Source organism: Agromyces humi (assembly GCF_009720255.1).
GTDB lineage: Bacteria > Actinomycetota > Actinomycetes > Actinomycetales > Microbacteriaceae > Agromyces > Agromyces humi.
Genome location: NZ_WJSP02000751.1, coordinates 1 through 633 on the forward strand (window position 1 = coordinate 1; position 633 = coordinate 633).

Sequence of the window (633 nt, forward strand, 5' to 3'; positions counted from 1 at the left end):
TCGCGAACCTCACGGGCCGACCTGCTCGCGGGCATCCCGTTCACGGCGCACGCGTACGAACACGATCCGCGCGCGGCGGCGTATGGGCTCGAAGCCGCCGAGAAGCTCGGACTCGACCCCGACCGCGTGTTCAAGACCCTCCTGGTGACGGTCGACGGCGCCCTCGCGGTGGGCGTCGTGCCCGTCGCGATGCAGCTCGACCTCAAGGCGCTCGCCCAGGCCCTCGGCGGCAAGCGCGCCGAGATGGCCGACCCCACCGTCGCCGAGCGCAAGACGGGCTACGTCGTGGGCGGCATCAGCCCGATCGGCCAGAAGACGCCGTTGCCGACCGTGCTCGACGAGTCGGCCATCCTCTGCGAGACGATCTACGTCTCGGGCGGTCGACGCGGGCTCGACCTCGAGCTCGCGCCCGACGACCTGCTCGACATCACGTCGGGCCGCTACGCGCCGATCGCCCGCATCCGCTGATGCAGTTCGTCGCCGCGGCTCAGCCCGCGACCGCGACCAGCCCCAGCTCGGCGGACGACACGAGCAGCGGATGCCGCGGCACCACCCGCACCGTGTAGCCGAACGCGCCCGCCCGGTCGAGGACGACCGTGCCGGTGTACAGGCGCTGCGCCCCGCCGGCCGGCG

Annotated in this window: 1 protein-coding gene; it reads left to right on the forward strand. The window is 73.3% G+C overall.

Annotated features, from left to right (window positions below):
- Positions 1–21: 21 nt before the first annotated feature.
- Positions 22–468: a Cys-tRNA(Pro) deacylase gene (ybaK, locus tag GH736_RS23975; RefSeq protein WP_159607606.1), complete on the forward strand. Its 447-nt coding sequence runs from the start codon at positions 22–24 to the stop codon at positions 466–468.
- Positions 469–633: the final 165 nt, after the last annotated feature.